This window comes from Streptomyces sp. GMY02 (genome assembly GCF_019056675.1).
Classification (GTDB): Bacteria; Actinomycetota; Actinomycetes; order Streptomycetales; family Streptomycetaceae; genus Streptomyces; species Streptomyces odonnellii.
The window spans coordinates 7,958,141-7,982,227 of the sequence record NZ_CP077658.1; the positions used below are offsets into that span (position 1 = coordinate 7,958,141).

19 protein-coding genes and 1 pseudogene are annotated in these 24,087 nt (G+C 69.4%); 12 read left to right on the top strand and 8 right to left on the bottom strand.

Going from position 1 to position 24,087, the window contains the following annotated elements; all coding sequences use genetic code 11:
- The first annotated feature begins 42 nt into the window (after positions 1–42).
- From kdpB to KQY30_RS36885, 4 genes and pseudogenes are all read left to right on the top strand, one after another.
- A complete protein-coding gene (kdpB, locus tag KQY30_RS33945; RefSeq protein WP_254407731.1) occupies positions 43–2,130 on the top strand; it encodes a potassium-transporting ATPase subunit KdpB in 2,088 nt (695 codons plus the stop codon).
- A gap of 1 nt (position 2,131) precedes the next feature.
- Entirely contained in the window at positions 2,132–3,004 is an 873-nt protein-coding gene (locus tag KQY30_RS33950; protein ID WP_254407455.1) for a potassium-transporting ATPase subunit C, read from the top strand.
- Between the two features lie 2 nt (positions 3,005–3,006).
- Positions 3,007–4,662, top strand: a complete 1,656-nt coding sequence (gene kdpA, locus KQY30_RS33955) for a potassium-transporting ATPase subunit KdpA (RefSeq protein WP_217310345.1) — start codon at positions 3,007–3,009, stop codon at positions 4,660–4,662.
- Positions 4,663–4,746: 84 nt separating this feature from the next.
- Positions 4,747–4,966, top strand: a pseudogene (locus KQY30_RS36885) (hypothetical protein); the annotation flags it as partial.
- Positions 4,967–5,008: 42 nt separating this feature from the next.
- Here the strand turns inward: KQY30_RS36885 and KQY30_RS33965 are convergent.
- The gene (locus KQY30_RS33965; protein ID WP_367997460.1) at positions 5,009–5,590 is read right to left on the bottom strand and encodes a hypothetical protein; all 582 of its coding nucleotides are present in this window, start codon (positions 5,588–5,590) and stop codon (positions 5,009–5,011) included.
- Positions 5,591–6,153: 563 nt separating this feature from the next.
- Here KQY30_RS33965 and KQY30_RS33970 point away from each other — a divergent pair.
- Positions 6,154–6,837 carry a response regulator transcription factor gene (locus KQY30_RS33970; RefSeq protein ID WP_217310346.1) on the top strand — a complete coding sequence of 228 codons (684 nt, stop codon included), beginning with the start codon at positions 6,154–6,156 and terminating at the stop codon, positions 6,835–6,837.
- 53 nt (positions 6,838–6,890) lie between these two features.
- On the top strand, positions 6,891–9,431 hold the full coding sequence (locus tag KQY30_RS33975) for an ATP-binding protein (RefSeq protein ID WP_217310347.1): 2,541 nt from the start codon (positions 6,891–6,893) through the stop codon (positions 9,429–9,431).
- On the opposite strand, the gene KQY30_RS33980 is transcribed toward KQY30_RS33975, so the two are convergent.
- Positions 9,403–10,941: a GMC family oxidoreductase gene (locus tag KQY30_RS33980; protein ID WP_217310348.1), complete on the bottom strand. Its 1,539-nt coding sequence runs from the start codon at positions 10,939–10,941 to the stop codon at positions 9,403–9,405. The two genes, KQY30_RS33975 and KQY30_RS33980, sit on opposite strands and share 29 nt — an antisense overlap.
- A gap of 337 nt (positions 10,942–11,278) precedes the next feature.
- Between KQY30_RS33980 and KQY30_RS33985 the strand changes: the two genes are divergently transcribed.
- Complete coding sequence (locus KQY30_RS33985) at positions 11,279–12,511, top strand: glycosyltransferase (RefSeq protein ID WP_217310349.1); 1,233 nt, start codon at positions 11,279–11,281, stop codon at positions 12,509–12,511.
- Here the strand turns inward: KQY30_RS33985 and KQY30_RS33990 are convergent.
- Complete coding sequence (locus KQY30_RS33990; RefSeq protein WP_217310350.1) at positions 12,493–14,103, bottom strand: GMC family oxidoreductase; 1,611 nt, start codon at positions 14,101–14,103, stop codon at positions 12,493–12,495. The two genes, KQY30_RS33985 and KQY30_RS33990, sit on opposite strands and share 19 nt — an antisense overlap.
- Positions 14,100–15,536 carry an aldehyde dehydrogenase gene (locus tag KQY30_RS33995; protein ID WP_217310351.1) on the bottom strand — a complete coding sequence of 479 codons (1,437 nt, stop codon included), beginning with the start codon at positions 15,534–15,536 and terminating at the stop codon, positions 14,100–14,102. The genes KQY30_RS33990 and KQY30_RS33995 overlap by 4 nt, the downstream gene beginning before the upstream one ends.
- 183 nt (positions 15,537–15,719) lie before the next feature.
- Between KQY30_RS33995 and KQY30_RS34000 the strand changes: the two genes are divergently transcribed.
- Complete coding sequence (locus KQY30_RS34000) at positions 15,720–16,355, top strand: TetR/AcrR family transcriptional regulator (RefSeq protein WP_217310352.1); 636 nt, start codon at positions 15,720–15,722, stop codon at positions 16,353–16,355.
- 20 nt (positions 16,356–16,375) lie between these two features.
- On the opposite strand, the gene KQY30_RS34005 is transcribed toward KQY30_RS34000, so the two are convergent.
- Complete coding sequence (locus KQY30_RS34005; protein WP_217310353.1) at positions 16,376–17,281, bottom strand: AraC family transcriptional regulator; 906 nt, start codon at positions 17,279–17,281, stop codon at positions 16,376–16,378.
- Positions 17,282–17,451: 170 nt separating this feature from the next.
- Here KQY30_RS34005 and KQY30_RS34010 point away from each other — a divergent pair, with 170 nt between their 5' ends.
- From KQY30_RS34010 to KQY30_RS34020, 3 genes are all read left to right on the top strand, one after another.
- Positions 17,452–17,769, top strand: coding sequence for a putative quinol monooxygenase (locus KQY30_RS34010; protein WP_217310354.1), 318 nt, complete (start codon positions 17,452–17,454; stop codon positions 17,767–17,769).
- A gap of 88 nt (positions 17,770–17,857) precedes the next feature.
- Complete coding sequence (locus KQY30_RS34015; RefSeq protein WP_217310355.1) at positions 17,858–18,826, top strand: alpha/beta hydrolase; 969 nt, start codon at positions 17,858–17,860, stop codon at positions 18,824–18,826.
- A gap of 90 nt (positions 18,827–18,916) precedes the next feature.
- Positions 18,917–19,678, top strand: a complete 762-nt coding sequence (locus KQY30_RS34020) for an SDR family NAD(P)-dependent oxidoreductase (protein ID WP_217310356.1) — start codon at positions 18,917–18,919, stop codon at positions 19,676–19,678.
- Positions 19,679–19,776: 98 nt separating this feature from the next.
- Here the strand turns inward: KQY30_RS34020 and KQY30_RS34025 are convergent, their stop codons facing one another.
- The 3 genes from KQY30_RS34025 to KQY30_RS34035 form a co-directional block, all read right to left on the bottom strand.
- Positions 19,777–20,352, bottom strand: a complete 576-nt coding sequence (locus KQY30_RS34025) for a TerD family protein (protein WP_217310357.1) — start codon at positions 20,350–20,352, stop codon at positions 19,777–19,779.
- Positions 20,353–20,557: 205 nt separating this feature from the next.
- A complete protein-coding gene (locus KQY30_RS34030) occupies positions 20,558–21,586 on the bottom strand; it encodes a sporulation protein (RefSeq protein WP_217310358.1) in 1,029 nt (342 codons plus the stop codon).
- A 303-nt stretch (positions 21,587–21,889) separates the two neighbouring features.
- Positions 21,890–22,351 carry a MarR family winged helix-turn-helix transcriptional regulator gene (locus tag KQY30_RS34035; protein WP_217311475.1) on the bottom strand — a complete coding sequence of 154 codons (462 nt, stop codon included), beginning with the start codon at positions 22,349–22,351 and terminating at the stop codon, positions 21,890–21,892.
- Positions 22,352–22,530: 179 nt separating this feature from the next.
- Between KQY30_RS34035 and KQY30_RS34040 the strand changes: the two genes are divergently transcribed.
- On the top strand, positions 22,531–24,009 hold the full coding sequence (locus KQY30_RS34040; protein ID WP_254407456.1) for an MFS transporter: 1,479 nt from the start codon (positions 22,531–22,533) through the stop codon (positions 24,007–24,009).
- The last annotated feature ends 78 nt before the right edge of the window (positions 24,010–24,087 follow it).

Below are 24,087 nucleotides of genomic sequence, written 5' to 3' on the forward strand. Positions count from 1 at the left end.
CGGTCCGCCGGCGCCGAACGGCCGCGCCGCGTCGGCGCCGGCATGCTCGATCCCGGACAACTGTGGCGCGCACTCCCCGAGGCGTTGCGCAAGCTCGATCCGGTCACGCTGTTCCGTAACCCGGTCATGTTCGTGACCGAGGTGGGCGCCGCTCTCACCACCGGAATCGCGATCGTCGACCCCACTCCGTTCGGCTGGCTGATCACCGGCTGGCTGTGGCTGACCGTGGTCTTCGCGAACCTCGCCGAGGCCGTCGCCGAGAGCCGCGGCAAGGCGCAGGCCGACACACTCCGGAAGACCCGGCAGCAGACGCGGGCCAGGCGCCTGACCGGCTGGGAACCGGGCACGAGCCGGGCTTCGTATCGGGAAGTGAGTGTCGCTGCCTCGGAGTTGCGGCGCGGCGACATCGTTTCCGTTCCGGCCGGGGAGCTGGTTCCCGGTGACGGCGATGTCATCGAGGGCGCGGCGAGCGTTGACGAGTCCGCGATCACCGGTGAGTCCGCACCGGTCATCCGTGAGTCCGGCGGCGACCGCAGTGCTGTCACCGGCGGTACGCGGGTCCTGTCCGACCGACTGGTCGTGAAGATCACCCAGGAGCCCGGGAAGAGCTTCCTGGACCGCATGATCTCCCTGGTCGAGGGTGCCAACCGGCAGAAGACCCCCAATGAGCTGGCACTGAATCTGCTGCTCGTCATGCTGACCTTCGTCTTCCTGGTGGCGGTGGTGACACTTCAGCCAATGGCGATCTTCTCCAAGGGGTCCATGGCGGCCGCGCCCGACACCGCCGCGCTCACCTCGGACGGTGTGACCGGCATCGTCCTGGTCTCGCTCCTCGTCTGCCTGATTCCCACCACCATCGGCGCGTTGCTCTCCGCGATCGGGATCGCGGGCATGGACCGCCTGGTGCAGCGCAACGTACTGGCCATGTCCGGCAGGGCGGTCGAGGCGGCAGGCGATGTCAATATGCTGCTGCTCGACAAGACCGGCACCGTCACCCATGGCAACCGGCGCGCGAGCGGGTTCCTGCCGGTCGGTGGTGTTTCCATGGACCGGCTCGCCAAGGTGGCACTGCTGTCCAGCCTCGCCGACGAGACGCCCGAGGGCCGCTCGATCGTCGAGTACGTCAATGACGCACACCACACGGTTGTTGAAGACACCCGTGACGTCCACGGTGGCGAGTGGGTGCCGTTCAGCGCCACCACCCGGATGTCGGGCATCGACCTGCCCACGGGACAGCGGCTGCGCAAGGGCGCGGTGGCTTCCGTGGTGGCATGGGTACGCGGGCACGGCGGTGAGGTGCCTGCCGCCCTTGGGGCGAGTGTGGAGCGGGTGTCGTCGGCGGGCGGAACGCCCCTGGCGGTCGCGGAGTTGAGCAGCGACGGTACGGCCGAGGTGCTCGGTGTCATTCACCTCAAGGACGTCGTCAAGCCGGGCCTGCGTGAACGTTTCGCCGAACTGCGCCGCATGGGCATCCGTACGGTGATGATCACCGGCGACAACCCGCGTACCGCGAAGGCGATCGCCGAGGAGGCGGGCATCGACGACTTCCTCGCGGAGGCGACCCCCGAGGACAAGCTCGCCCTGATCAAGCGCGAACAGGCGGGCGGGCACCTTGTCGCGATGACCGGCGACGGCACCAACGACGCGCCCGCGCTGGCCCAGGCGGACGTCGGTGTCGCGATGAACACCGGTACGTCGGCCGCCAAGGAGGCCGGCAACATGGTCGACCTGGACTCCGACCCCACGAAAATCATTGAGATCGTCGAGATCGGCAAGCAACTCCTCATCACCCGGGGCGCGTTGACCGCGTTCTCCATCGCCAACGACATCGCCAAGTACTTCGCGATCCTTCCCGCGATGTTCGTGGCGGTGTATCCGGGGCTCGAACGGCTCGACATCATGAATCTTCACTCGCCGCTGTCCGCGATCCTCTCCGCGGTCATTTTCAACGCGGTGGTCATCGTGGCGCTGATCCCGCTCGCCCTGCGCGGTGTGCGCTACCGGCCGAGCAGTGCCTCCGCCCTGCTCACCCGGAACCTGTGGATCTACGGACTCGGCGGTGTGATCGCGCCGTTCCTGGCCATCAAGCTCATCGACTTCGCCCTCGTCCAGTTCATCCCGGGGATCTGACATGAACCAACGACTGCCGCACTGGCTCGCCCAGCACATCGCCGCCGTACGCGTCGTCCTCGTCCTCACACTGCTGACCGGCCTGCTCTATCCGCTGGCCATGACGGCCGCCGCACAGATACCCGGACTGCGCGACAGCGCACGGGGCTCCCGGGTCGAGGGCCCCGGCGGCGAGGACGCGGGCAGCTCGCTGATCGGCCAGTCCTTCGCCGACGAAAAGGGACATCCGATCGAGAAGTACTTCCAGCCGCGGCCCTCCAACGCCGGTACGGGGTACGACGCTTCGGCGTCCGGCGCCGGCAATCAGGGCCCGGAGAGCGTCGTGGACGCCCAGGACAAGCCGAGTCTGCTCACCCTGGTGTGCGGCCGCAGCAAGGCGGTCGGCGACCTCGAAGGCGTCGACGGCTCACGCCCGTACTGCACGTCCGACGGTGTCGGCGCGGTCCTCGGTGTGTTCCACAGCGGCGGTACGAGCGGTCGTGTCACCCGGGTCGTCAGCCTCGACCAGCCGTGCCCGGCCAAGCCGTTCCGCCCTTTCCACGAAGGGGTTCCGGTCGAGTGCGCCAGGCCCGGCGCGGACTACAGCCGTGCCGTGACCGTTCCCGTACGGGGTGACGCACCGGCCGACCCGGTCGTCCCCGCCGACGCCGTCACAGCGAGCGCCAGTGGTCTCGACCCGCACATCAGCCCCGCGTACGCCGCATTGCAGACCCCGCGCATCGCACGGGAGCGCGGCACCGACGAGACCTCCGTACAAAAGCTGATCAAGAAGTACACCACCGGCCGCGCACTCGGCGCACTCGGTGAACCTGCCGTCAATGTCGTCGAGTTGAACATCGCGCTCGACCGCACCTACCCGAAGCAAGGGGCCTGACCATGGCGGCCTGGATCCAGGCATCGCTCGTCCTCGCCGTCGTGGCGGGACTGCACATCCCGCTGGGCGACCACATGGCCCGCGTCCTCGACGGTGGGAGACACAGCAGGGCGGAGAGGGCTCTGTACCGTCTCTGCGGAATCAACCCCGACAAGGAACAGACATGGCGGCACTACCTCACCGCCCTGCTCGCCTTCTCGGTGATGAGCATCGCGGCACTCTTCGCCCTCTTCACCCTCCAGGACACACTGCCCTGGTCGACCGGGCACGAGGGCATGCCGTGGCGCCTCGCACTGCACACGGCCGTCTCCTTCACCACCAATACGAGCTGGCAGAACTACGCGGGTGAATCGACGACGGGGCATCTCGCCGTCATGGCCGGCCTGGGCGTCCAGGCCTTCGCCTCCGCCGCTGTCGGCATCTGCGCGGCTCTCGCGCTGATACGCGGCCTGGTCCGGCACTCGACCTCCGACCTCGGCAACTTCTGGGTCGATCTCCTGCGTACCGTCCTCCGGATCCTGCTTCCGATCGCCGTCGTCGCCGGCCTGATCCTGATGGCGGGAGGCGTCGTCCAGAGCCTCGGCGCCCCGGAAACCGTCACCACGGCCGCGGGCGGGCGGCAGACGCTCCCCGGCGGGCCCGCTGCCTCCTGGGAGGCACTGAAGCTGATGTCCGGGGACGGCGGCGGAGTCTTCAACGCCAACAGCGCGCACCCCTTCGAGAACCCGTCCGCATGGACCAACGCGGTGGAGATCGTGCTGATGCTGCTGATCCCGACGGCCTGCGTCCGTATGTACGGCAGGATGACCGGCAGCCTGAAGCAGAGCTGGACACTGCTCTCCGTGGTCTCCATCCTCTTCGGCCTGCTGCTCGCCGCGGGCACCCTCGCGCAGAGCGCCCGCACCGGCACGGTGACCGAGGCGGTCGGAGGGCCGTACGAAGGCACCGAGACCCGGTTCGGAATCCCCGGCTCCACCCTCTTCGGTGTCGCGGCCACAGGTTCCGCGGACGGCGCGGCCAACGCCTCGTACGACAGCTTCTCCAGCCTGGGCGGCGGTGTGCTCCTCGCCGCGATGATGCTCGGCGAGATCGCACCCGGCGGCACTGGCAGCGGCCTGTACGGGCTGATCATGGTGGTCCTGGTAGCCGTCTTCATCGGCGGGCTCATGGTCGGCCGCACCCCCGAATACCTGTGCAAGCGCCTCGGTTTCGGCGAAATGCGGTACGTCGTGATGTATGCCCTCGTCCCGCCCACCGTGATCCTGGCCTGTACGGGCCTCACGCTCTCGCTGGGGCACGGACAGACGTCCATGGGCAACCCGGGAGCCCACGGCCTGACCGAACTGATCTACGCGTACACCAGCAACACCAACAGCAACGGCAGTGCGATGGCCGGCTTCAACGGCGCCACCGACTTCCACAATCCGCTGATGGTGGTGGCGATGCTGCTCGGCCGCTATCTGCCGATGGCGTGTGTCCTGGCGCTGGCGGGCCGACTGGCCGCACAGCAGCCGGGTGTTGTGACCGTCGGCACACTGCGTCCGCAAGGTGTCAACTTCGTCGTCCTGGCCACCGGAGCGGCCGTCATCCTGGCGCTCCTCAACTTCCTTCCCGCACTGTCCCTCAGCGCACTCGCGGAAGGAACGCTCACGAACTGAGCCGGTGCGGGGCATGCCCGCGACCTGTCGAACGAGAGCGGGCTCAGCGGGTCGTGTCGAGTCCGGTAACAGGAGGTGTGTGCGGTGGCGGAGCCGGATGCCAGGCCGAGAGGACCGAAAGGGCCCGGGAGACTGAAGGTGTTCCTCGGTGCCGCGACCGGTGTCGGCAAGACGTACCGGATGCTGGAGGCAGGCAGGCAGTCGCAGGGCGGAGCGCGGCACGGATGCCGTCGTGGCATTCGTCGAATGCCACGGGCGCCGGCACACCGAGGAGAAGCTCGCGGGCCTGGAGATCCTGCCCCGTGGGCGCGGCGGCCGGAGGTGGCGCCGGCGGAGGAGGAGAGGACTACTCGACGCCGGAGACCTTGAAGACCGTGAGGGCCGTCTCGCGGTCGACGCGCTCGGACAGTTGCCGTAGCGCCATCACCCCGTGCGAGAGGGTTCCGGCCGCAGTCGCGGCGCGGGCGTCCGTGTCCAGCAGGTGCCACAGCTCGGGGTTGGCGACGAGGACCCGTGCGTCGATCTCGACCCGTCCGCCGTTTTCGTCCCGCAGCACGAGCCGCTGTGAGACACCGTCGGACCAGTGGACCGAGGTGAGACGGTCTGTCCGCACCCGCCGCTCGACGAGCAGACCGCGCGAGGACAGCCGGCCCGGTCCCGCGGTCACCTTCGCCGGCCACAGCACAACGAACAGCAGAACGGCGAGTGTTGCCCACAGCGCGCCACGTGGCCCGCTGATGGTGCCGGCACTGGTGTCCACTGCCAGCAGCAGAACAAGAAGCAGCAGGGCACAGCCGACGGCGGCCCGCGCGTTCCCGGCCCAGCCGGTGTCGTGCGCGACAGGTCTCCCACGTGCGGTGCGGTCGGTGTTGTGCTGTTCACGCGTGCTGTGCTGTTCACGCGGGGAGCGGATGACGCGTCGTCGCATGCCAGGATGCTAAGGACGAGGCCAGGCCCCAAAGCGCGTGTTGACGGACCACTGACGTGGTGCCGGTCGTTCCTGATGGGACGCATATGGACCCTTTACGCAGGCGCGGATGGGCCTGGGACGCGAAGGCGGCAGGGCCGGTGCCGGGCTCCTGGACGCCCCGCCCTGCGATCGCCGTCACCTCTTCGAGCCGCGTGAGGACGACGGCGTAAGGAAAACGTCAAGTACGCGGCGACGGCCGTAAGAGCGCCGTCAACGAGAGACGGGAATCCGGTACGAGGCGGTTTCCTCAGGACGTCCGTCCGGCACTCCGTTGCGGAGCATCCGGGGATCGCCGCCCGGCGCACTCGGCTCCGCGTCGGCCTGCCCGCACCGGTATTTCCATGTCCCAGCCCGAAATCGCACTCAAGGAACTCACAGCCAAGTGACCGTGTTACCGCAGGGGGCAGGAGCTCACGCTCCGCAGCAGGCCCCCCGTACCACCGGCTCCTGCCCCGGCCCCGGAATCGGACGACTTCCGCGCACCCGAGCGGGCCGGAGCGTCCGGGGAAGATGCCGCACGAATGTCCCGGGTGCTGGTCGTGGAGGACGAGCCGCAGCTCGCGCGGGCCCTTGAGATCAGTCTGAGGGCTCGGGGATACGAGACCGATGTCGCGCCGGACGGGAGGACCGCGCTTCAACTCGCCTCGGTGCTTCCGCCCGACGCCGTCCTGCTGGACCTCGGACTGCCCGACATGTCCGGTATCCAGGTGATGAAAGCATTACGAGCCTGGTCCCGGGCGCCGGTCCTGGTGGTCTCGGCCCGCAGTACGTCCGACGAGAAGGTGGCCGCGCTCGACGCGGGTGCGGACGACTACATCACCAAGCCCTTCGCCATGGAGGAACTCCTCGCGAGGCTGCGGGCCGCGACCCGCCGGGCGGATCCAGACTCGTGCTCCGACGGCACCGCGGTCGTCACCGCCAACGGATTCACACTGGATCTGCCGGCGAAGAAGGCACAGCGCGACGGGAACGACATCCGCCTCACACCGACCGAATGGCACCTGCTGGAAGTTCTGACGCGCAACCGCGGGCGGCTCGTCAGCCGGCGCCAGTTGCTCCAGGAGGTCTGGGGCCCCGCCCATCGGACACAGAGCAACTATCTCCGTGTCCATATGGCGCACTTGAGGCGCAAGCTCGAAGCGGATCCGGCACACCCCCGGAGCCTCATCACCGTGCCGGGAATGGGATACCGCTTCGAGGTGTGATCCCCCTCGACCGCAGACGACCTCACCGCAGACGAACGACAGGGACCGGAATCATGGCCCGAGGCAAACTCCGCGTCTATCTCGGCGCCGCGCCGGGTGTCGGCAAGACGTACGCGATGCTGTCCGAGGCGCACCGGCGTATCGAACGGGGCACCGACTGCGTCGCCGCGTTCGTCGAGCATCACGGCCGGCCGCGTACGGAAGCGATGCTGCACGGGCTGGAACAGATCCGGCGCCGCGAGACCGAATACCGGGGCGCGGTCTTCACCGAGCTGGACGTGGACGCGGTCCTGGAGCGCCGCCCGGCCGTCGCCCTCGTCGACGACCTCGCCCACACCAATGTCCCGGGCTCGCGCAACACCAAGCGCTGGCAGGACGTCGGAGAACTGCTCGACGCGGGCATAGACGTCATCACGAACCTCAACATCCAGCACCTGGAGTCGCTCGGGGACATCGTCGAGTCGATCACCGGGGCACGGCAGCGCGAGACCGTGCCCGACGAGGTGGTCAGGCGCGCCGACGAGATCGAGCTGATCGACATGTCGCCCCAGGCCCTGCGGCGCCGGATGGCCCACGGCAACATCCACACGCCCGACAAGGTCGACGCGGCGCTCTCGCACTACTTCCGCCCGGGCAGTCTGACCGCCCTGCGCGCGCTGGCGCTGCTCTGGGTCGCCGACCGGGTCGACGAATACCTTCAGGAGTACCGGAGCGAACACCGGGTCTCCACGATCTGGGGCTCGCGCGAGCGCATCGTCGTCGGCCTGACCGGCGGTCCCGAGGGCCGTACGCTCATCCGCCGCGCCGTCCGGCTGGCCGAGAAGGGCGCCGGCGGCGAGGTACTGGCGGTGTACGTGGCGAGAAGTGACGGCCTGAGCTCCGCCTCGCCCAGAGAACTGGTCACTCAGCGCACCCTGGTCGAGGACCTGGGCGGCACCTTCCACCATGTCGTCGGCGAGGACGTCCCGGCGTCGCTCCTGGGGTTCGCCCGCGGTGTCAACGCCACTCAGATCGTGCTTGGTTCGAGCCGCCGCCGTGCCTGGCAGTACATCTTCGGCCCGGGCGTCGGGGCGATCACCACCCGCGACTCCGGACCGGACCTGGACGTCCACATCGTCACCCACGAGGAGGCGGTGAAACGGCGCGGACTGCCGGTGGCACGCGGAGCGCGGCTCGGCAGGGCCCGGAGGGTGTGGGGCTGGCTGACCGGTCTGGCCGGCCCGCTCCTGCTGTCGCTGCTGCTGACGCACATCGACACGGACCTCGGCCTCGCCAACGACATGCTCCTGTATCTGTCGCTGACGGTCGCCGCGGCCCTGCTCGGGGGATTCCTCCCGGCGCTTGCCTCGGCGGCCCTGAGTTCGGTCGTCATCAACTGGTTCTTCACCCCGCCGATCCACCGCCTCACGATCGCCGATCCGAGGAACATCGTCGCCATCTCGGTCTTCGTACTGGTGGCGGTCGCTGTGGCCTCGGTGGTGGACCTGGCGGCCCGCCGCACCCAGCAGGCGGCGCGTCTGCGGGCGGAGTCCGAGATCCTCTCCTTTCTCGCGGGCAGCGTGCTGCGCGGTGAGACGGCCCTGGACGCCCTCCTCGAACGGGTCCGCGAGACTTTCGTCATGCGGTCCGTGGCGCTTCTGGAACGGACCGGCGGCACGGGACCCTGGACCCGTACGGGAAGCGCGGGCCCGGAGCCGGCCGGCCATCCCGAGGACGCCGACGTCGACATGCCGATCGGCGACGACATGACGCTCGCGCTCACCGGACGGGCGCTGCCGGCGGAGGACCGCCGCGTGCTCGCCGCCTTCGCCGCCCAGGCCGCCGTCGTACTCGACCGTCAACGCCTCGTCGGCGAGGCCGAACAGGCACGCCGGTACACCGAAGGGGACCGTATCCGTACCGCGTTGCTGGCGGCTGTCAGCCATGATCTGCGGACACCACTGGCGGGCATCAAGGCGTCCGTGACGTCTCTTCGCTCCGACGACGTGGACTGGTCCGAGGAGGACGAGGCGGAGCTGCTGGCGGGTATCGAGCACGGCGCCGACCGCCTCGACCACCTCGTGGGCAACCTGCTCGACATCTCCCGGCTCCAGACCGGCACGGTGACGCCCGTCATCCGTGAGATCGACCTGGACGAGGTGATTCCGATGGCGCTCGGCGGCGTACCCGAGCACAGCGTCGTACTCGACATCCCGGAGGACCTGCCGATGGTCGCCGTCGATCCGGGACTCCTGGAGCGCGTGGTGGCCAACATCGTCGAGAACGCGGTCAAGTACAGCCCGGCCGGCGAGCGGGTACTGGTGTCGGCCAGTGCCATCGTGGACCGGGTGGAGATGCGGGTGGCGGATCAGGGACCAGGCGTCCCGGACGAGGCCAAGGACCGTATCTTCGCGCCCTTCCAGCAGTACGGGGACGCCCCGCGCGGCGCCGGGGTCGGTCTCGGCCTCGCGGTGGCCCGCGGATTCACCGAGGCCATGGGCGGGACCCTCACGGCCGAGGACACCCCGGGCGGCGGCATGACGATGGTCCTCACACTGACACCGGCGCCCGGCCGGCCGAGGTCCGTCAACGACGGGCGGTCGCCTGCCCCTTGATGAGAGCGGCGGCGCGTTCGGCGATCGCGTAGACAGCCGCGTTCGTGTTGGAGTTCACGATGGACGGCATGACGGACGCGTCCGCCACCCGGAGCCCGGTGATTCCCCGTACCCGGAGGGCGGGGTCGACGACGGAGGTGGTTTCGTCCGGGCCGATGCGGCAGGTGCCCGCGTAATGGAAGTACACCAGCAGGCTCCTGCCGAGGTAGTCGTGGAAGGCGTCGCCGTCGCTCGTGCCGGGGCCCGGCAGCGCCTCTTCGTCCCGCCAGGCACTCAGCGCGTCCGCCTCGCCGATCCGACGTGCCACACGCAGACCGGTTGTCATCGTCTCGATGTCGCGGCTGTCGCCGAGGTAGTCGGGGTCCACCAGGGGCGTCGCTCCGGGTTCTGCGTTCGCGAGACGTACCGATCCACGGCTGCGGGGACTCACCGCCGAGAAGGCGATCGTGTAACCGCTCTCGGGCCCCGGCAGAGACGGGGCGCGGTAGGGGAGGCTCGCGAACAGGATCTGCAGATCCGGTACGGCGACGTCGGGGCCGGTCCGTACCATCCCCATCGCTTCACCCGGGGGATTGCTCATGTTCCGCGGGACGGGCCGCCGGGTGGTGTACGTGAGGGTCGACATGGGATGGTCGTGCAGATTGGCCCCCACACTCGGCAGGTCGAGCACCACGTTCACTCCCACCGCGCGCAGATGGTCCGCCGGTCCGATTCCGGACAGCAGCAGTAGCTGAGCGGAACCGATCGTGCCCGCCGTCACCACGACCTCCTCGGCGCACTCCGCGGAGCGGATCACACCGTCCTTCGCGTACTCGACCCCCCGGCACCGGCCGTCGGTCACCACCAGGCGCAGTACAAGGGCATCGGTCACCACATCGAGGTTCGCCCGGGCCATGACCGGCCTGAGATACGCGTCGGCCGAGCTCTGGCGTACGCCGTCCGCGATGTTGTTGTCGCACCAGCCGAAACCTGTCTCCAGACCGTCACTGATGTCGTCCGCGCGCGCGTACCCCGTCTCCACCGCCGCGTCGACACACGCGGCCACCAGGGGATTGGGCTCGGCCGGAGGCCCTACGGTCAGTGGACCGTCCTGGCCGCGCAGCGCGGGATCGTGGCCCTCGGCCGTTTCACTCCGCCGCATGTACGGCAGGAGATCGTCGAATCCCCATCCCGTGGCGCCCTGCTCGGGCCATATGTCGTAGCTGGAGCGATGGCCACGGATGAAGTTCAGCCCGTTGATGCTGGAGGAACCCCCCAGCCCTCGTCCGCGGGGCGCCGGAATCGCCGTTCCCGTCGACGCCTGTACGACGGTCGTACCGCCCCAGTCGGCCGTACTCCCCATCAGCGCCGGCCAGGCACCCGGCACAGCCATCAGCTCCAGCGGATCCCGGGCACCGGCCTCCAGCAGAAGCACCCGGACGTTCTCGTCCTCCGTCAGCCGCGCGGCGAGCACGCATCCGGCCGTCCCCGCGCCCACGACGACATAGTCATAACCCGTGGTCGAACCCATCGGTCCACTCCTTTCCTCACTCCATCCATCAGGCCATTCGGAGCAGCGGTCCGCATGCCGAGCCATGGCCTCGGCCTGGCCGGCCGCCGTGCGCGGAGTGCCGCCGATGCGTGAGGAGGGTGTCCGTGCGCTCTGTCCGCGGCGCATGGGGCGCACGAAGCGCAAGCGCAGGGAGCGGGCGGAGGGGACGAAGCGGACGGAAAAAGGAAAAGGCAAGGAGGTCGTCCGCTCCTTGCCATGCTCAACGTATAGCGCACCGGGGGGCTTGCGGCAAGGCCCCGGTTGTGCCGCAGAATCACCCGCCGAGGCCGGAACCTGCGGAAACGGGAGTCACGAAGTGCGTGTGTTGTTGTCGACGTACGGGTCGCGTGGGGATGTCGAACCCTTGGTGGCCCTCGCGGTGCGATTGCGGGAACTCGGCGCGGAGGTACGGGTGTGCGCACCGCCGGACGACGACTTCGCGCAGCGGCTGGCCGGGGTCGGCGTACCGCTGATGCCCTTCGGACGGTCGGCGCGAGCGCTGACGACCGCGGCGCCGTCGTCGTCATCGGCGGCAGACTTGCCCCGGCGCGCGGCCGAGATGATCACCGGCCAGTTCGACGCGGTCACCGCGGCGGCCGACGGATGTGACGCGCTGGTGGCGACCGGCGTGATGCCCGCTGCGGCCGGCGCGCGGTCGGTGGCCGAGAAACTGGGCATCCGCTCCGTCTACGTGACCTTCCAGAAGCTCACTCTGCCGTCGCCGCACCATCCGCCGTTGGCGTATCCGGGCCGGCCGTTCCCACCGGAGGTGACCGACAACCGGGTGCTGTGGGACCTGGACGCGCGGAGCATCGACGCGCTGTTCGGCGAGGCGCTCAACATGAACCGGGAGTCGGTCGGCCTGCCCCCGGTGGACAACGTCCGCGACTATGTCATCGGCGACCGGCCGTGGCTGGCGACGGACCCGCTCCTGGACCCGTGGCAGGAGCCGGCGGACCTGGACGTGGTGCAGACCGGTGCGTGGTTCCTGCCGGACGAACGCCCGCTCCCGGCCGGGCTGGTGGCATTCCTGGAGGCCGGTGAACCACCGGTGTACGTGGGCTTCGGCAGCATGCCCATGCACCACTCGGCGGACGCGGCCCAGGTGTCCGTCGAGGCGATCCGCGCGCAGGGCCGCCGCGCGGTCGTGGCCCGTGGCTGGGCGGACCTGGCCCTGATCGACGACCGGGACGACTGTCATGTCGTCGGCGAGGTCAACCATCAGGCACTGTTCGGCCAGGTGGCCGCCGTGGTGCATCACGGCGGCGCGGGTACGACGACGACGGCGGCCCGGACCGGCGCGCCCCAGGTGGTGGTACCCCAGGCGGTGGACCAGCCGTACTGGGCAGGCCGCGTGGCCGAACTGGGCATCGGCACGGCACACGACGGTCCGACCCCGACCTTCGAGTCCCTGTCCGCCGCGCTCAAGACGGCCCTGACCCCCGCGACCCGCGACCGGGCGGCGGCCGAGGCCGCCACGATCCGCCCCGACGGGACGACGGTGGCCGCGAAACTGCTGCTCGACGCGGTTCAGGACCTGCCCGGCTGAGCATGCGCGCGGATGTGGGTGGCGGCCTTCTCCGCGATCATGATGGTGGGCGCGTTGGTGTTTCCGCTGGTCACCGTTGGCATGACCGAGGCGTCCACGACGCGCAGGCCGTCCACACCGTGCACCTTGAGCTGGGGGTTCACCACGGACTCCGCGCCGTCACCCATGGCGCATGTTCCCACCGGGTGGTAGCACGTGGCGCTCCACCTGCGGATGTGGTCCTGCCACGCCGCGTCGTCGAGGGAGTCGAGGTCGACGGTGTCCGGAAGGTACGGGCGGGCGAGGTGGTCGGCGAAGGGCGGGCAGTGGGCGATGCCGGTCATCGCCCGAAGCCCCTCGGTCAACAGGTTCAGATCCGTTGGATCGTCGAAGTACCGGGGATCGATGAGCGGGTGTGCCCGGGGATCGGCCGACGCGAGACGGACGGTCCCGCGCGTCACCGGATTCAGGACGGTCGAGTTCATCGTGAACACCGGACGCCGAGGCACCTCCTCTCCGCTGAGGATCAAGGCCGTGGCCCCGCCGGTCAGTTGGATGTCGGGCCTGTCCCCGCCTTCGGTGGCGCTGAGGAACGCGCCGACCTCTCCGTAATTGGAGGCGAACGGCCCGCCACCGGTGGTGCGCCACAGTTCCAGATGCTCCGGTGTGAGCAGGTCCCGGACGATGTCGCTGGAGTTCCTGGTCTCCCAGACGATGGGGGCCAGCAGTTGATCCTGCAGATTCCGCCCGACTCCTGGCAGTGGTACCCGTACCTCGATGTCCAGGGCCCGGAGGTCGTCCGGGGGACCCATCCCGGACAGCAGCAGTAGCTGCGGCGAGTTGACGGCTCCCGCGCAGACGACAACCTCCGCGTCGGCGTACACGGTCTCCTCCGCTCCGTCCGCGAGGCAGGACACGCCGGTCGCCCTGGAACCCGCGAGAACGATCCGCGTCACCAGCGTGTCGGACCGTACGGTGAGATTGGGACGGGTCAGCACCGGGCGCAGATAGGCGTCGGCGGTGGAACAGCGACGCCCGTTGTGGCATGTCACCTGGTACGGGCCGGCGCCGAGAGGCGACGGCCCGGCGAAGTCGTCGTTGTGGTCGAGGCCCCAGTCCAGGGCCGAATCCAGCCAGGCGCGGGAGAGTTCGTGGGTGTAGAGGCGGTCCTCGACGTGCAGCGGACCGGCCGACCCGTGGTAGGGCGGGCCGAGACGGTGGTGGGATTCGGATGCCACGAAGAACGGGAGCACATCGTCGTAGCCCCAGCCCTCCGCGCCGAAGTCGTCGCGCCAGCCGTCGTAGTCGTGCCTGTTGCCGCGGATGTAGATCATGACGTTGGTGGACGACGATCCGCCCAGGGTCCTGCCCCGCGGCCAGTAGAACGTACGGCCCGGCGGTGACTGCTCCACCGTCCGGTAGTTCCAGTCCATGTCCGACTTGAACAGCGTTCCGAGCGCGGCCGGTATGCGCAGGTTCTCGTCGGTGTCGGGGCTTCCGGCTTCGAGCAGGAGCACACGGGCGGAGCTGTCGCGGCTGAGTCGGTTGGCGAGTACGCACCCGGCGCTCCCGGCGCCGACAATGATGTAGTCGTAGCTTTCCATGGCGGTCATGGGTGGAAGATCGACTGGAGTTCCTGGTACGCCCGGAGCCCCTCGGGGCCCAGTTCCCTGCCGAGTCCGCTGGCCTTCATGCCGCCGTAGGGCGAGGTGATGTCGGGGAGGTAGCCGTTGAGTCCCACGGTGCCGGTACGGATGCGCCGCGCGACGCGGGCGCCCCGGTCGAGGTCGGAGGTCCATACCGTGCCTGCCAGTCCGTACGCCGAGTCATTGGCGAGGCGAACGGCCTCGTCCTCACCGTCGTACGGCGTGATGGTCAGGACAGGGCCGAAGATCTCTTCCTGCGCGATGGTGGACGAGTTGTCCACGTCGGCGAATATGGTCGGTTCGACGAACCAGCCCCGGTCGAGTCCGGCCGGCCGGCCCCCGCCCGTGGTCAGCCGGGCACCCTCGCTGAGGCCCTTGCGGACATAGCCCTCCACGCGGTCCCGTTGCCGGGCGCTGACGAGGGGGCCGATCTGCGTGGCGTGGTCGAGCGCGTCGCCCACCACCGCGCCTCGTGCCATGGCGGTGTAGAGCTCCACGATCTCGGGATAGCGGCTGCGGGGGGCGAGGATCCTGGTGCTCGCGTAGCAGGTCTGGCCGTTGTTGATCAGGCTGGCCATGAAGAGCTGTTCGGTATGGGAGTCCAGGTCCGCGTCGTCGAGGATGACCGCGGCCGACTTGCCTCCCAGCTCCAGGGTGACCGGCCGTAGCAGCTCCGCGCACGCGGCGGCGATGCGACGGCCCGCCGCGGTCGATCCGGTGAACGACACCTTGTCGACGCCGGGGTGCGAGACCAGGTACGCGCCTACGTCAGGACCGCCGGGCACGATGTTGATCACACCCTCGGGGAAGCCCGCCGTCTCGATCGCGCCCGCCAGCAGCGCCGGGTCCAGCACCGTCTGCGGCGCAGGCTTGAGTACGAGCGTGCAGCCCGCGGCCAGGGCGGGAGCGACCTTGAAGAAGGCCATGGTCTGGGGGAAGTTCCAGGTCATGACGGCCGCCACCACGCCCACGGGGTCCCGGCGGACCACCGTGGTGCCCTGGGGCAGGCCGACGCGATGCTCCTCGCCGGACGCGTCGACGGCCAAGCCGGCGTAATAGCGCAGCAGCATGGCCGGGACCTGGCCCTCGTAGAGCTCGGCGGTGGAGACCGGCATGCCGTTCTGTGCGCTGATGGTGCGCGCCATCGTCTCGCTTCCGGCGTCCAGCGCCTCCGCGAGCCGCGTCATCGCCGCGGCGCGGCGCTCCGGCTCCCAGGTGGGCCACCCGCCCGGTCCGTCGAACGCGGAGCGGGCCGCCTGGACGGCGCGGTCGACGTCCAACTCCACTCCGGCCGGAGCCGAGCCCAGATATTCACCGGTACTGGCGGATGTGACGGCGATGGTGTCGCCGCCGGCCGGTGCTGTCCATTTCCCCCCGATGAACAGGTGATTCACATTCATGGCAAGTGCTTCTCTCAGTTGCGCTGTATCGGGCGCGCCCCGTTCCGACGACCACCGGCAGTGGTGGTCCACCGGGCGGCAATATGTCTGGTTTAGTCCTGATGTCATTGACGGTACACCTATCTGGTGGCGCGTGCCATCAGATGGTGTGTGGGGCGCAGGGAGCCCGAGGAGTCTGATCGAATGAGAACTTATGACGGTATGACCGCTGAGGAACGAGTCTCGGCACGGCGGCGCCGCATCATGGAAGCCGGGCTCGATTTGTTCCACACCCAGGGATATCCCCGGACGTCGATCCGCGCGGTGCTGCGCCGCAGCAGGCTGCAGGACAGATATTTCGCGGAGAACTTCTCATCTCTCGACGAGTTGATGGCGGAAATCCTCAAAGAGATCAACCAGGAAGAACTCGCCGGGTGCCAGGACGTCCTCGATACGGCTGGAACCCGTCAAGACAGGGCGCGGGGCATACTCGACGTGCTGGCCCGCGGAGTCACCGACGATCCGCGCAAGGGGCATGTCAAGCTCATCGAGTCCCTCGCGGCGGGCCCGCTCGCCGCGAAGGAGCGGCGGCGCGGGATGCGGCACATGGCCGGCCTGGTGGAGTCGCTGCTCCGCGAGGACTGGCCCGACCCAGGAATCGATATCACCGCGATGTCCATGGCCGTGGTCGGAGGCGTGAACCAGATTCTCCTGAACTGGGCGGACGGCAGTTTCCAATTCTCCCGCGAGGGCGTCGTTGAGCAGTCACTCCATCTGTTCGAGGCGGTGGCGGAATTCGGCGGTGCCCGGGACCGGGCACAAGGGGTTGATCGATGGTGATGCCGGCCGCGTCGGCCCGCTCAGGGAAGGACCCCGGCGGGGGAGCGGACGCCGCTGCGGAGGCGGACGGCGTCCTGGCTGGGGGGTGCGCCGAACTGGCGGCGGTACTCACGGCTGAACTGTGACGCGTTGTCATAGCCGACGCGCTGGCCCACTCCCGTGACGTCGCCCGGGTGGGTGGCGAGCAGCAGCCGGGCCTCCTGAAGGCGGATCTGCTTCTGGAACTGGATGGGGCTCATCGCCGTCACCGCCTGGAAGTTGCGGTAGAAGGCGGAGACGCTCATGCCGGACAGCCGCGCGACATCCTCGACCCGGAACGGCTGCGCGTAGTGCTCGCGGATCCAGCGCACGGCCCGGGACACATGGCTGAGACTGCTGTCGGCCAGTCCTAGCTGGCGGACCGTCGCCCCCTGCTCGCCGGTGATCAGGCGCCACAGGATCTCGCGCTTGATCAGCGGGGCCAGTACGGCGCGGTCCCTGGGCTCGTCGAGCAGGCGCAGCAGCCGGACCACCGCGTCGAGCAGCGCGGCCGGGGCATCGCTGACGGCGATCCCCGACGGCGCGCCTCCGCCGATACGGGGAGTCTCTTCGGGCCCGGCCTTCAGCAGCAACTCGGCGACAACGGACGGTTCGAGCAGGAGACCGAACCCCAGCGCCGGCCGCCCCGGCACCACCTGGGTGAACTGTCCGGTCACGGGCAGGTCGACCGACGCGACCAGGTACTGCCCGGCGCCGTACTCGTACACCCGGTCGCCCAGAGCGAGCCGTTTGGCGCCCTGGGCGATGACCGCCAGCACGGTGCCGGTCATCGAGGGCGCCGGCGGATCCGACTGGTCGACCTTCGAGATGAGGACGCCGTCGACGGCGGTGGTCCAGTCGGGCCGGGCATGCCGGGCCAGCAGGGTGCGTAGCTCTTCGAGATGCATGTGTCCATTGCAGCACCATTGCGCGCCACGGCTCCCGTCATCGCGAGGATCGTGCAAGCCCGAGCGAGCATCGTTCTAACGTTTCCGCAGATCACGCGGGTTGAATGGAATCACCGCACTCCATCAGGTGCGTCAAACACGAAATCCCATCCCTGTGGAAGAAGGCATCCATGATCGCCCATTACGGCTTCAACGCCACCCTGACCGCCAAGCCCGGAATGGGCGACCGGCTGGTCGACCTGCTGCTGACCGGCCTGGCCGAGGGAAGCCCCGGCGCGAGCGAGCACTGCGTCGTCTACCTCGTCTCCCGTTCCGCGTCCGACCCGGACGTCGTCCATGTCACCGAGGGCTGGACCAGCGAGGAGGACCACCACCGGATCTTCGCGGGTGAGGCCGCCCAGGCCATCGTGGCGCGGATCGACGGTCTGCTGGCCAAGGAGTCCGAGTACACCGACTACGTGCCGGTCCGTGGCAGGGCTGCCTTCTGACCCACGGATCGCCCCGTACCAACGCCCCGTGCGACAACACCCCGTACGACGACACCCCGTTCGGCACCACCCCACGAAAGGCGGCACCATGATCACGGCACGACCCGGCCTGGACCCCGAACTGAGCGAGCTGCTCGCCGACATGCCCCTCATGTCCCAGCTCAGCCCGGAAGTACTCGCACAACTGCGCCGGCTCCCGTCGGCCCCCGTCGAGTCCCTCCTCGCTCACCGGCAGGTCGAGCGGCGCGAGGTCACCGTGCCCGCCAAGGACGGCGCCCCGATCCCCCTGTCGGTCTTCAGCCCCGCGGACACCGATCGCACCACTGCCGCACCCTGCGTCTACTGGATGCACGGCGGCGGGATGGTCATGGGCGACCGCTTCTCGCAGATCGACATCCCGCTGGAGTGGCTCGACGAGTTCGGCGCGGTCGTGGTCTCCGTCGACTACCGGCTCGCGCCGGAGGCGACCGGCACCACCCTGGTCGACGACTGCTACCAGGGACTGCTCTGGGTCGCCGAGCACTCCGCCGAACTGGGCATCGATCCCGCCCGGATCGTCGTCGCCGGAGCCAGCGCGGGCGGCGGCCTCGCCGCCGGTGTCACCCTGCTGGCCCGCGACCTCGGCACCCCGGCGATCGCCGCGCAGATGCTGATCTGCCCCATGCTCGACCACCGCGGCACCAGCACCTCCAGCCGCCAGTACGCGGACGGGCCCGGCGTCTGGACGCGCGAGATGAACGAGTTCGGATGGCGCTGTGTCCTCGGGGACCTCACCGACGACGAGATACCCGTATACGTCTCGCCCTCGCTGGCCGGCGACCTTTCGGGGCTGCCGACCACGTACGTCGACACCGGCTCCGCCGAGGTCTTCCGCGACGAGGACGCCGACTACGCCACCCGCATCTGGGCGGCCGGCGGTCAGGCCGAACTCCACGTCTGGGCGGGCGGCTTCCACGGGTTCGACGCGCTCTACCCGCAGGCGCGGATCTCGGCCACGGCCCGCCGGACCCGTACCGACTGGCTTGCCAGAGTCCTGCCCCCGGCCTCCGCCGCATAGCGCTGCCCGCTCACTCACTCACGTACGCATACGCACGCACCCAGACGCACCTACACGTCAGCACGACCGCATCCCCAGGAGGAACACACCATGAAGGTCGCCATCGTCACGGGCGCCAGCTCCGGCATCGGACAGAGCGCCGCGATCGAGATCGCCCGGCGCGGAACCGGAGTCATCCTGACCTACGCCAACAACCCGCAAGGAGGGCTGGAAACGGCCGCCGCCATCGAGAAGGAGGGCGGCACCGCCGTCGCACTGCCGCTGAACGTCGGTGAGTCAGGTACCTTCGCGGCTTTCCGTGACTCGGTGGCCGGTGCGCTGCGCGACACCTGGCAGCGCGACACCTTCGACTACCTGGTGAACAACGCGGGTTTCGCACAGACGTCGTTGATCGAGGACATGACCGAGGAGATGTTCGACGGCCTCATGCGGGTGCTGCTCAAGGGACCGTACTTCCTGACGCAGCGGTTGCTGCCCCTGATCGCGGACGGCGGGGCCATCGTCAACACGAGCAGCAGCTCGGCGACGACGGCCACCGGCGTGGAGCCCGGCTACTCGGTCTACGCGTCGATGAAGGGCGGCCTGGACGTGCTGACCCGGTACATGGCCAAGGAATTCAGCACACGGGGCATCCGTGTCAACGCCGTCTCGCCGGGATCGACCCGCACCCGCATCGGCGACGACGCTTTCAGCCGGTTCCCCGAGGTCGTCCCGGCCCTCGCGGCGAAGACCGCGCTCGGCCGGGTCGGCGAACCCGACGACATCGGAGCGATGATCGCGACACTGGTCTCCGACGAGAGCCGCTGGGTCACCGCTCAGAACATCGAGGTATCGGGCGGCTACAACCTCTAGGCCCTGCCGGGCGGACAGGGCCTGGAGCGGGAGGGGTCAGGACGTGTCCGGCCGGCCAGGTGACCGACCGGACCCGGCTCGTTCGTACGTACGGCTTGTCAGACGGCCACGCCGAAGTCGGCGGCGATACCGGCCAGGCCGGACGCATAACCCTGGCCGACCGCGCGGAACTTCCACTCCGTCCCGTGCCGGTAGAGCTCGCCGAAGACCATCGCGGTCTCGGTCGCCGCGTCCTCGCTCAGGTCGTAGCGGGCGATCTCGGCGCCGCCCGCCTGGTTCACCACCCGGATGAAGGCACCCCGCACCTGGCCGAAGCTCTGGCCGCGGTCTTCGGCGTCGTGGATCGACACCGGGAAAACGATCCTCGTGATGTCCGCGGGTACGGAGGCCAGGTCGACCCTGATGGACTCGTCGTCGCCTTCGCCCTCGCCCGTGAGGTTGTCCCCGGTGTGCTCCACCGAACCGTCCGGGCTGGTCAGGTTGTTGTAGAAGATGAAGTGCCGGTCGGAGGCGACTTTGCCGGAGTCGTTGAGCAGCAGGGCGCTGGCGTCGAGGTCGTAGTCGGCGCCCGTGGTCGTACGTACGTCCCAGCCCAGCCCGACCAGTACCGCGGTCAGTCCCGGGGCTTCCTTGCTCAGCGAGACATTGCCGCCCTTGCCGAGGCTCACACCCATGTCGTTTCCCTTTCCCGTGTCCGGGGGCGCTTGCTCGGCTCCCCGGTGACCGTAAACCAAAATCTACAGCACTGTAGAAAATGGTTGCCCGCTGCGGCCGGGCGGTGAGCGGCTTCCGGCAGGGCCATATGAATCCCCGTACAAGGCAAGCGCGTCCGGGCCGCCGGGAAGGGGCGGCCCGGACGCGCCGTGGCGGCGAGGGGCGTCAGCCCTCGTCGCCCTCCTCCTCGTCGCCTTCGAAGAAGTCGCCGACCTCGTCCACCACTTCGGCCGCGACCATTCCGCCGACCACGCCGACGGCCAGCCCCGCGGCCCCGGCGGCGATCACGGTGCCCATGCCGGGCCCGGAGCGCTGACCGTGCCCCTCGTCGTGGTGATGTCCGCCGTGGCCGTGGTGACCTCCGCCGTGATACGCGTCGCCGTGCCCGTACGAAGCGTGCGGGCCGTGTGAGCCGTACGCCGCTCGGTGTTCGATCAACTGGCGCATCCAGCCGTCGACTTCGGCGTACCAGTTGACCTGTCCGACGTCGTAGTGGCTGACGGTGAAACGGGTCACCGCGTCATGGCCGCCGGAGAAGAGGCCGCCGCGCTTGTCGGCCTCCAGGACCACCTCCATCCCGCCGGGATCGGCGAGGAAGGTCACCTCGATCTCGTTCACCTGGTGCGCGTACTGCGCGGAGGGGGTGAGCTCGATCTCCTGGTAGAACGGCAGTTGCTGACCGGTGCCGCGGATGTGCCCGTACTCCAGGTCCGCGGACCTGAACCCGAAGCCGAGCTGCCCGAGGGCTTCCAGGACCGCCTCCTGGACCGGCAGCGGCCGTACGGAGAGCTGGTCGAGGTCGCCCTTGTCCCTGGCGCCGGCCACCGACACCTCGGTGCGGACGCCGAGGGCGATCCCCAGGGGCTGGCCGTGCAGTTCGGTGACCGGGGTCTCCCAGGGCAGCACCACACTGAACGGGATGCTGAGCCGTTCGTCCTCGGCGAGACGGAAGTTGCCGCCGACGGTGAACCGTTCGAAGACGACCGTGCCGTCCGACTCCCCGCCGTCGTGCTCGGCCTCGACCCGGGCCACAAGCTCCAGGGTGATGTGCTCGACCGCGAAGTCGGCGCCGCCGCCCTTCATATGGACCTGTCCGGTCAGTGCGCCGCCGGGCAGCACCGCGTCCGTGTCGAGGACCGTGTCCACCTCCGGGCCGCCGACGCCGAGTGAGCCGAGCAGCCGCTTGAACACCATCGTGGCGTTCACTCCTTCTCTGTTACGTGTCGCCCGGAGCGGCCGGGAGATCCGTACCGCCCCTCGCGTATCTACACTGCTGTAGAAGCATAGGCTTGGGGCGTCGTCCTCCGGTGGCATTCCGGCGGTCCGGGGGAAATGAGTCCGAAAACCGTCCGGCCGGGAACGAAGCACGCGTCGCGAGCGGTACGTCCACGGCGGCGGGCGGGCGGGCCGTCCGTGCGGGCCATCGATGGCTCCGGGACGGCTCCGGCTGCTCGGCTACGGTTTCGGCTGTTCCGGCTCCGACTTCGGCTGTTCCGGCTACTCCGTGCTCGCGGACGCCACCGCCTCCGGCGGCGCGTCCTCGCAGGGGCGTGGCCAGGGGCGGCCCACATAACGTTCCACGTCGGAGTTGAACCGCTCCAGCGCCGCCGTGAAGGCCGTGACTTCCTCGGGGCTCCAGTGTTCGAGCACGCGCCCGAGTCCGTTGACCACGACGTCGCGTTCCTTGTGCAGCCGGTCCCGGCCGACGGACGTGATACGGAACTTGCGGGCGATCCCGCCGTCGGGATCCGGCACCCGGTCGACCAGGCCGGCCCGTAGCATCGCCGAGGTCTGCCGGTTGAGTGTCGACACGCCGAGGCCGAAGGCGTCCGACAACTCCGCGACCGACATCGGGCCCTCCAGTTCGATCCTGCTGAGCAGCAGGTACGCGCTGCGGTCCATCAGCCCGCCGCCGCGCTTGCCCCGGGGGGTTGTGACGGAGTGGCGTCCCAGGAGCATCAGCTCGCGCTCCAGCCGTCGTCGGCTTTCCGTCGTCACGGTGACCCTCCTTCATCGTTTCTTTGCCGGGCCTTTCCTCTTGTATACCACCGGATGTGCATGATGCATATCGCGTGTACGATGCTCATCGTTTGCATGATGCACATGCCTGCCTGCGGCTCCGCCATGGAGGAAACAACGTGAACGCCCAACAGTCCGGCCCCAGCGCGCACGCCGGCCCCGGTCCGCATTCCGGGGGGACCGTCATCGTGCTGGCGTGCGCCGGAATCGTCGCCGCCCTGATGCAGACCCTGGTGGTGCCGCTCGTCGGTGAGCTGCCCCAGATCCTGCACACCACCGCCTCCAACGCGTCCTGGGCGGTGATCGCCACCCTGCTGGCGGGGGCGATCTGCACTCCGGTCATGGGCCGGCTCGGCGACATGTTCGGCAAGCGGCGCATGCTGCTCGTCTCGATACTGCCGCTGGTGGCGGGCTCGGTGACCTGTGCCCTGGCCGACTCGCTCGCCCCCATGGTGATCGGACGGGCCCTCCAGGGCATGGGCATGGGCATCGTCCCGCTGGGCATCAGCGCCGTACGCGATGTCGTACCGGCCGAGCGGGTGGGCTCCTCCATCGCCCTCATCAGCGCCTCCCTGGGGATCGGCGGGGCGCTCGGCCTGCCGATCGCCGCCGCCGTGGCCGAGAACATGAGCTGGCGCGTACTGTTCTGGGGCTCGGCCGCCCTCGGTGCCGTGATCGGTGTGCTGATCTGGCGGGTCGTACCGCGCATCGAGCCCACCGGGCAGGGCGGCTTCGACTACGTCGGCGCGGCCGGCCTGGGCTCGGGACTGCTGTGCCTGCTGCTGACGGTCTCCAAGGGCGCCGACTGGGGCTGGACGAGCGGCACCACACTCGGCCTGTCCGCCGCGGGCGTCGTCCTGCTGCTGCTCTGGGGCCGCTGGGAGCTGCGCGTCACCGACCCGCTTGTCGACCTGCGGGTCACGGCCAGGCGCCAGGTCCTGCTGACGAACCTCGCCTCGGTCGTCGTCGGCTTCTCGATGTACGCCCAGTCGCTGATCGTGCCGCAGTTGCTCCAGCTCCCCGAGGCCACCGGCTACGGTCTCGGGCAGTCGATGCTCGCCGCAGGTCTGTGGATGATGCCAGGAGGCCTGTTCATGATGGCCCTCTCCCCGGTGGGCGCGAAGCTCTCCGCGGCCCGCGGCCCCAAGGTCACCCTGTTCGTCGGTTCCCTGGTCATCGCCGCCGGCTACATCTCGTCCCTGTTCCTGATGGGCGAGGCCTGGGGCCTGATGATCGTCGTCTGCATCGGCAGTACGGGGGTCGCCCTGGCGTACGGTGCCATGCCCGCGCTCATCATGTCCGCCGTACCCCAGTCCGAGACGGCGGCCGCCAACGGCTTCAACGCGCTCATGCGCTCGGTGGGCACCTCCGTCTCGGCCGCCGTCGTCGGTGTGGTCCTGGCGCAGATGACCGTCCGGATGGGCGGGTACGAGATCGCCTCGGAGGACGGGTTCCGTACGGGCATGCTCATCGGCGGAGGAGTCGCGCTGGTCGCCGCCGCCATCACCCTCGCCATCCCCGGCCGCAAGGCGTCCTTGGGGCAGCCTGCGGCCGTATCCGCTGTCCCGCAGGAGGCGTCGGACCTCGCCCGGAGCTGAGTTCCTCCGGCGTGACAGGCCGCCTCCGTCCGGGGCGCGGATGCCGGGGGCGAAATTAAGTCAGTCGCTTGCATTACC